This is a genomic window from Phenylobacterium sp. (genome assembly GCF_004799395.1).
GTDB lineage: Bacteria > Pseudomonadota > Alphaproteobacteria > Caulobacterales > Caulobacteraceae > Phenylobacterium.
In genome coordinates, this window is the sequence record NZ_SSMZ01000216.1 from 1 (window position 1) to 7,950 (window position 7,950).

6 protein-coding genes are annotated in these 7,950 nt (G+C 67.8%); 2 read left to right on the forward strand and 4 right to left on the reverse strand.

Annotated features, from left to right (window positions below; translation table 11 throughout):
- From E8A12_RS13980 to E8A12_RS13995, 4 genes are all read right to left on the reverse strand, one after another.
- Nucleotides 1–734 (reverse strand): molybdopterin cofactor-binding domain-containing protein (locus E8A12_RS13980; protein ID WP_293369767.1); only part of this gene is annotated, 734 nt, incomplete at its 3' end.
- Nucleotide 735: 1 nt separating this feature from the next.
- Nucleotides 736–1,731 carry a xanthine dehydrogenase family protein subunit M gene (locus E8A12_RS13985; RefSeq protein WP_293369770.1) on the reverse strand — a complete coding sequence of 332 codons (996 nt, stop codon included), beginning with the start codon at nt 1,729–1,731 and terminating at the stop codon, nt 736–738.
- A complete protein-coding gene (locus E8A12_RS13990; protein ID WP_293369772.1) occupies nt 1,731–2,270 on the reverse strand; it encodes a (2Fe-2S)-binding protein in 540 nt (179 codons plus the stop codon). Before E8A12_RS13990 ends, E8A12_RS13985 begins: the two co-directional genes overlap by 1 nt.
- A 121-nt stretch (nt 2,271–2,391) precedes the next feature.
- Nucleotides 2,392–3,402: an NAD-dependent epimerase gene (locus E8A12_RS13995; RefSeq protein WP_293369774.1), complete on the reverse strand. Its 1,011-nt coding sequence runs from the start codon at nt 3,400–3,402 to the stop codon at nt 2,392–2,394.
- 146 nt (nt 3,403–3,548) lie between these two features.
- Here E8A12_RS13995 and E8A12_RS14000 point away from each other — a divergent pair, with 146 nt between their 5' ends.
- A complete protein-coding gene (locus tag E8A12_RS14000; RefSeq protein ID WP_293369776.1) occupies nt 3,549–5,675 on the forward strand; it encodes a S9 family peptidase in 2,127 nt (708 codons plus the stop codon).
- A gap of 177 nt (nt 5,676–5,852) precedes the next feature.
- Nucleotides 5,853–7,709 (forward strand): phosphoenolpyruvate carboxykinase (GTP), encoded by a 1,857-nt coding sequence (locus tag E8A12_RS14005; RefSeq protein WP_293369778.1) that lies wholly within the window; start codon nt 5,853–5,855, stop codon nt 7,707–7,709.
- The last annotated feature ends 241 nt before the right edge of the window (nt 7,710–7,950 follow it).

The window sequence follows — 7,950 nt, forward strand, 5'->3', positions numbered from 1 at the left end:
CGCGAGCCGAAGCCGCCGCCGACATAGCGCGAGATGGTCCGCACATTGGCGAGGTCGAGGCCGAGTTGCTTGGCCACCGCGCCCTTCAGGCCATACATCGATTGGGTCGGCTCATAGATGATCAGCCTGGGGCCTTCCCAGACGCAGGTGGTGGTGAAGAGCTCCATCGGGTTGTGGTGCTGGGTGGGCGTCGAATAGCGGACGTCGACCTTCACCGGCGCTGCGGCGAAGGCGCCGGCCGCGTCACCCTTGGCGGGCGGCGGCGACTGCGGGTTTTCTTTCTTGGGCTCGGTCTCGGCGCCGGGGCTGTCGAAGGTCGCGCTGGGCGGCTCGGGGGCGTAGTCGACCACGACGCTGGCGGCGGCTTCCTGGGCGGCTTCGAAGGTGTCGGCCAGGACGATGCCGATGATCTGGCCATCGTGCCAGATCTGGTCTGTCTCCAGGGTGCCCGTGGTCGGGCCCTGGTCGGGGCCGACCGGCGGCTTGATCTCGGAGCCGACATTGGCGTGGGTGAGGATGTCGAGGACGCCCGGTACGGCGCGGGCGGCGTCCAGCTGCATGCCGCGGATGCGGCCGCGGGCGATCGAACTGGTGACCAGCACCGCATAGGCCGGATTGGCGGGCGCCTCGTCCGAGGCAAAGCGGGCCGCGCCGGTGACCTTGAGCGCGCCTTCGATGCGCGTGGCGGGCTGGCCGATGCGATGACCGCGCAGGGGTCCGGTGTCGTCGGCCATGTCAGGTCTCCAGCTTGGCGGTCTGGATAAGGGCGCGGACCAGGGTGCGTTTGCCGAGCTCGATCCGGAAGGCGTTCTGGCCGTGGGCGGTCGCGCCGGCGAAGGCGGCGTCGGCGGCGGCGCGGGCTGAGGCCTCGTCCAGACGATGGCCTTGCAGGGCGGCCTCGGCCTCGTGGCTGCGCCAGGGCTTGGCCGCGACCCCGCCCAGACCGATGCGCGCTGTGCGGACGTTCCCGCCCTCGAGGTCCAGGGCGACCGCGGCGGAGGCCAGCGCAAATTCGAAGGACTGGCGGTCGCGGATCTTCAGATAGAGCGAGCGGCGGGTCCATGACCCGGCGGGCACGCTGAAGCCGGTGATCAGTTCGCCAGGCTTCAGCGTGGTCTCGACGTGCGGCGTGTCGCCCGGCAGGCGGTGCAGATCTTCGAAGGCGATGACGCGGCGACCGCCGGCGCCCTCCACATCGACGGTGGCGCCGAGCGCTGCGAGCACCGTGGCGAAGTCGCCGGGATAGTTGGCGATGCAGTGGTCGCTGACGCCCAGGACGGCGAGCTTGCGGTTCACGCCCTCCATCGCCGCGCAGCCGGAGCCGGGCTTGCGCTTGTTGCAGGCGGCCCAGTGGGTGTCGCGGAAATAGGGGCAGCGGGTGCGCTGCAGGACGTTGCCGCCGAGGCTGGCCATGTTGCGGATCTGCGGGCTGGCCGCGAGGTCCAGCGACTGGGCGATGAGGGGGAAGTCGCGGCGCACGGCCGGGTGCTCGGCGACGTCGGACATGCGGGCCAGGGCGCCAAGGCGCAGGTGATCGCCGTCTAAAGCGATCTCGCTGTGGTCGCGGGCCAGCGCATTGATGTCGACCACCGTCGCCGGGCGCATGACGTCGAGTTTCATCAGGTCGACGAGCGTGGTCCCGCCGGCCAAGTAGTGGGTGTCGGCCGAGGCCGCGGCGAGACTGAGAGCCTGGGCGCGGTCGGCGGCGTGTTCGTAGTGGAACGGCCGCATCAGGCGCGCGCCATCTTGGTCGCCGCGTCGCGGATGGCGGCGACGATCTTCGGATAGGCCGCGCAACGGCAGAGGTTGCCGCTCATATATTCGCGGGTTTTCTCGTCGGTGTTGGCGTGACCTTCCTGGACGCAGGCCACGGCGGACATGATCTGGCCCGGCGTGCAGTAGCCGCACTGGAAGGCGTCATGCTCGATGAAGGCAGCCTGCATCGGATGCAGGACGCCGTCACGGGCGAGGCCTTCGATGGTAGTGACCTTGCGGCCCTGGACCGTGGCGGCCAGCGTCAGGCAGGCGAGAACCCGGCGGCCATCGATATGCACCGTGCAGGCGCCGCACTGGCCGTGGTCGCAGCCCTTCTTGGAGCCGGTCATGTCGAGGTGTTCGCGCAGCGCGTCCAGGAGCGTGGTGCGCGGGTCGAGCGCGACGCGGTGATCGCGGCCGTTGACGGTGAGCGTGATGTCCATACGGGGCCTGGCTCCCGGCGCGGGAGGATGCGCGGCGGGCTGGGCGGCGGCGACCAGGGGCAAGGCGGCCACGCCGCCGGCTCCGGTCAGAATGCCTCGCCGGCTGGGCCCCCGTTTGGGTCCGGTGTCGTGCGCCATCCGCGTCCCTCGTGCCTCTGGGGCTCAGAACCCCGCGGCGGGAGCGCGGTTCCGGTCAGGCGGCGTAGTAGTCGCGGTACCAGTCGACGAAGGCGCCAATGCCCGTCTCGATCGGAGTCGAGGGCGCATAACCGAGCGCGGCCTTGGTTTCGGTCACATCGGCCTCGGTGCGGGCCACGTCGCCGGGCTGCATGGGGAGCAGGTTGAGTTTGGCCTTGATCCCCAGCTTCTGCTCCAGCACCTCGATGTAGCGCATCAGCTCGACCCGCTGGCTGTTGCCGAGGTTCAGCACGCGCCAGGGCGCGACGCCGCTGGTCGCGGGATCCGGATGCATCGGATCCCAGTTCGGGTTCACTTGAGCCGGCCGGTCGACGGCGGCGATCACGCCGTCGACGATGTCGGCGACATAGGTGAAGTCGCGCTGCATCCTGCCCTCGCCGTAGACGTCGATGGGACGTCCCGCGAGCATCGCCTCGGTGAACTTGAAAAGCGCCATGTCCGGCCGGCCCCAGGGGCCGTAGACCGTGAAGAAACGGAAGCCCGTCGAGGGGAAGCCGAACAGGTGCGAATAGGAGTGCGCCATGCCTTCGTTGGCCAGCTTGGTGGCCGCGTAGAGGGTGATCGGATGAGTGGCGCTGTCGTGGACATTGAACGGCAGGTTGCCGTTGGCGCCGTAGACCGAGCTCGTGGAGGCGTAGACCAGGTGCTTCGGTTGCACCGCGCGGCAGCCCTCCAGGATGTTCAGGAAGCCGATGACGTTTGAGTCCACGTAGGTGCGCGGGCTTTCCAGGCTGTAGCGGACGCCGGCCTGGGCGGCGAGGTTCACGACCGCGGTGGGCTTGGCCTCGGCGAAGAGGGCGGCGACCGCGTCGCGGTCGGCGAGGTCGATCCTGGCGTGGCGATAGCCGGCCTCGCGCTCGAGGATCGCCAGGCGCGCGGCCTTCAACGCCGGGTCGTAATAGGCGTTGAGGTCGTCCAGACCCACGACCGCCTCGCCGCGGGCCAGCAGCTTGCGCGCCAGGTGAAAGCCGATGAAGCCGGCCGAACCGGTGACCAGGATCGCCATTCTGCTGTCAATTCCCTCAAACGCTGAGCGCCCGCTGTGCCACCTTGGGGGCAGAAGTTCAAACATGCCTTCAGGGCGATGCGGAGTGGCTCGACTCTTCCGACGGGCGACTTAAGAAGTACGCCATCCAGTATCGCGGGGGCGTCATGAAGTTTTCCACTCTGATGGCGGCGGCGGCCGTAGCGGTCGCCGGCTTTTCGTCGGTCCAGGCGGCGGCCAAGGTCCCGCTCACCCACGAAGCCCTGTGGATGATGAAGCGGGTCGGCTCGCCCGAGGTCAGCCCAGACGGCAAGTGGGTCGTCTTCTCGATCTCCGAGCCCGCCTACGATCCAGAGAAGGCCGTCAGCGACCTGTGGCTGGTTTCGACATCCGGCGGCGCTGCGCCCAAGCGGTTGACCAACACCAAGGCCGGCGAGAACGGCGTGGTCTGGTCGCCGGACTCCACCAGGATCGCCTTCACCACCAAGCGCGAGGGCGATGAGGTCGAGCAGGTCTATGTGCTGGACGTCATCGGCGGCGGCGAGGCGCGGCGGGTGACGAGCCTTTCGACCGCGGCGACGCGGCCGCAATGGCGGCCCGACGGGCAGGCCATCCTGTTCGAGACCATGGTCTATCCCGGCGCCCTGGACGACGAGGCCAACAAGAAGGCGATCGCTGCCAAGAAGGCCCGCAAATACAACGTCCGGACCTACGAGCACTTCCCGATCCGCTACTGGAACGAGTGGCTGGACGAGCGCATGCCGACCATCGAGGTCGTGAGCCTGGAGCCGGGTGCAAAGCCGAAGGACATCCTGTCGCCGACGACGCTGGCGCACACTCCGGGCTTCTCGGGGCCGGAGGGCGAGACCAGCATATCGCTGTCGCCGATCTGGAGCCCGGACGGCAAGGAGGTGGTGTTCTCCGCCACGGTGGAGCGCTGGAACGCCGCCTTCAGCGAAGTGAACTATCAGCTCTGGCGGCTGCCGGTGGATGGCGGGGAGGCGGCCCCGATCACGCCCGCCAAGGGCGGTTTCCGCTCGCCGACCTTCAGCGCCGACGGCAAGAGCCTCTACTTCGGCTACGCGCCGCGCACCGAGGAGATCTACAACCTCGCCCGCTTCTCCAAGGTCGCCTGGCCGGCCGGCGGCGAGATCACCACCGTCGCCAGGGATTTCGACCGCGAACCGGAACGGTTCCAGATCACGCCCGACGGCAAGACCGCCTACATCCTGGTCCCCGAGGCCGGCAAGACCAACCTCTACAGCGTGCCGACCGCGGGCGGGAAACCGGCGCTGGTGATCGAGCCGGCCACCGGCGGCTACGGCGCGCTCACCATCCCTCAGAAGGCGGCCAAGCCGCTGTTGATCGCGAGCTACGGCAGTTCGGTCAGCCCCGAGGAGATCGTGCGCATCGATCCGGCGGCCAAGACGCACGCCAACCTGACCCATGTGGACACCGCCGAGGCCGCGACCTTCGACTGGCAGCCGCCGCAGCACTTCTGGTTCACCAGCGCCGGCGGGCGGCAGATCCACAACATGATCATCCTGCCGCCGAACTTCGATCCGGCGAAGAAGTATCCCCTCCTGGTGTTCATCCACGGCGGCGCGGCCAGCATGAACACCGACAGCATCGGGCTGCGGTGGAACTACCACCTGCTGACCGCCGCCGGGTACGTGATGCTGATGACCGACTACACCGGCTCGACCGGGTTCGGGGAGAAGTTCGCCCAGCAGATCAAGCTCGATCCCCTGAAGACGCCGGGCCTGGAGATCGACCAGGCGGTGAACGAGGCCCTGAAGCGCTATCCCTACATCGACGGGACCAAGATGTGCGCGCTGGGGGCCAGCTACGGCGGCCACATGGTCAACTGGCTTGAGGCCACGACCACCCGCTACAAGTGCCTGGTCAGCCACGCCGGCGAGGTGGACCTGGAAAGCCAATGGGGCATGAGCGACGGCATTTACAATCGCGAGGTCACCAACGGCGGCCCGCCCTGGGAAGGCAACCCGATCTGGCGAGATCAGAGCCCGATCACCTACGCGAAGAACTGGAAGACCCCGATGCTGCTCTCCGTCGGCGAGCGCGACTTCCGCGTGCCGATCGGCAATACGCTGGAGAACTGGTCGACCCTGCAGCGGATGAAGGTGCCGAGCCGCCTGCTGGTCTGGCCGGACGCCTGGCATTGGATCCTGAAGCCCGAAGACAGCCGCCATTTCTATCAGGAGGTCGATACCTGGCTTGCCCACTATCTTAAGGACGGACCTGCGCCGCCCGCGCCGGGCGCGATAAAGTGATCGCCAAATCTGCGTCCGCAGGGAGCCGGAAAGCGTAACTTTGCGTTAAGGGCTTGGGCCGTCTCGAATCGATGGCCCATGGTATGCAGGCGGTCTTTCTAGATTTAGAAGACTGTTCGAAATTGACCGCTCCGGGAGCTCAATCCGGGCGGTGAGTGGGGCCAGGGAGCGTCAAGTATGACCCAACGCATCGTCCCGGGGCTCGAGCCCGCGCCGACGAAACACGCGAGGCTGCTGCAATGGGTTCGCGAAATCGCCGCGCTGACCGAGCCGGACCGGGTGCGCTGGTGCGATGGATCGCAAGGCGAATGGACTGAGCTCACCGACGAGCTGGTCGCGGCCGGCACGCTCAAACGGCTCAATCCCGCCAAGCGCCCAAACTCCTTCTACGCCGCCTCCGATCCGCGCGACGTCGCCCGGGTCGAGAGCCGCACCTTCATCTGCTCGGATACGCCCGAAGAGGCCGGTCCCACCAACAACTGGCTCGATCCTACCGAGATGCGGGCTGACCTGAAGGACCTGTTCAAGGGCTGCATGAAGGGCCGCACGATGTACGTCGTGCCGTTCTGCATGGGGCCGCTCGGCTCCAAGATCAGCGCCATCGGCGTAGAGATCACGGATTCGGCCTACGTCGCCGTATCCATGAAGATCATGACGCGGATGGGCAAAGCCGCCCTCGACCAGCTCGGCGAGGACGGCTTTTTTGTACCCGCGGTCCACTCGGTGGGCATGCCGCTGGCCGACGGCGTCAAGGACGTCGCCTGGCCGTGCAATGAAATCAAATACATCGTCCATTTCCCCAAGACCCGGGAGATCTGGTCCTACGGGTCGGGCTATGGCGGCAACGCGCTCCTCGGCAAGAAGTGCTTCGCGCTCCGCATCGCCTCGGTGATGGCCCGCGACGAGGGCTGGTTCGCCGAGCACATGCTGATCCTGAAGCTGACTTCGCCGCAAGGCGAGGTGCGCTACATCTCCGCAGCGTTCCCCAGCGCCTGCGGCAAGACCAACATGGCCATGCTGCAGCCGACGCTGGCCGGCTGGAAGGCCGAGACCATCGGCGACGACATCTGCTGGATGCGCTTTGGCGAGGATGGCCGGCTCTATGCGGTGAACCCCGAGGCCGGCTTCTTCGGCGTGGCGCCCGGCACCGGCGAAAGCACCAACGCCAACGCCATCGCCGCCCTGCACGCCAACTGCATCTTCACCAACGTGGCGCTGACCGATGACGGCGATGTCTGGTGGGAAGGCCTGACCGATGAGGTTCCGGCCCATCTGATCGACTGGCGCGGCCAGGACTGGACGCCGGAGAGCCTGGAGCCTGCGGCGCACCCGAACGCGCGCTTCACGGTTCCGGCCGAGCAGACCCCGGTGATCGCCCCGGAATGGGAAGACCCGGCCGGGGTGCCGATCTCCGCCATCCTGTTCGGCGGCCGTCGCGCCAGCGCGGTGCCGCTGGTCAATGAGGCGCGCGACTGGGCGCACGGGGTGTTCATGGCCTCCAACGTGGCCTCCGAAGGCACGGCGGCGGCGGAGAACGCCATCGGGGAGCTCCGGCGCGACCCCTTCGCCATGCTGCCCTTCGCCGGCTACAACATGGGCGACTATTTCGGCCACTGGCTGGCCATGGGCGCTCAGGCCAAGGACCCGGCCAAGCTGCCGCGCATCTACTTCGTCAACTGGTTCCGCAAGGACGAACGCGGCAAGTTCGTCTGGCCGGGCTATGGCGAGAACAGCCGCGTCCTGAAGTGGATCGTCGAGCGGCTGGAAGGCCGCGCCGAGGCGGTGGATACCCCGATCGGCCTGTTGCCCGCGCCGGGCAGCCTGGACGTCTCTGGCCTGGGCCTCACCCAGGCGCAGCTGGACCTGCTGCTGAACGTCGACGAGGACATCTGGCGGCAGGAAGCGGCCCTGGTGCCGGCCTTCTACGAACGCTTCGGTGACCGGCTCCCGGCGGCGCTCTGGGCCGAACTCGACAGCCTGGTCACCCGCCTGGGCGAACCGGCCCTCAAGTCGGCCATGGTGGCGGCGGAGTAGGACTGCGCTCGGGTTTTCCGAAACGGGGCACTTTGGCGATCTCCCCCGCTGCGAGTGCAGAACTGTCCCGCACGGGAAACGTCTTCGACGCTCGCAGGGGCGCCGTTAGTGACGCGCGAGAGGCACGATCTCTAGCTGATGGTCGATGGCTGTGGCGACATAGGCGGGCAGGGGCAGGTTCGCCTTCTCCTTGCCCCAGACCTCACGGAAGGCCGCGACCGTATCGGCCGCCGTCTTCAGG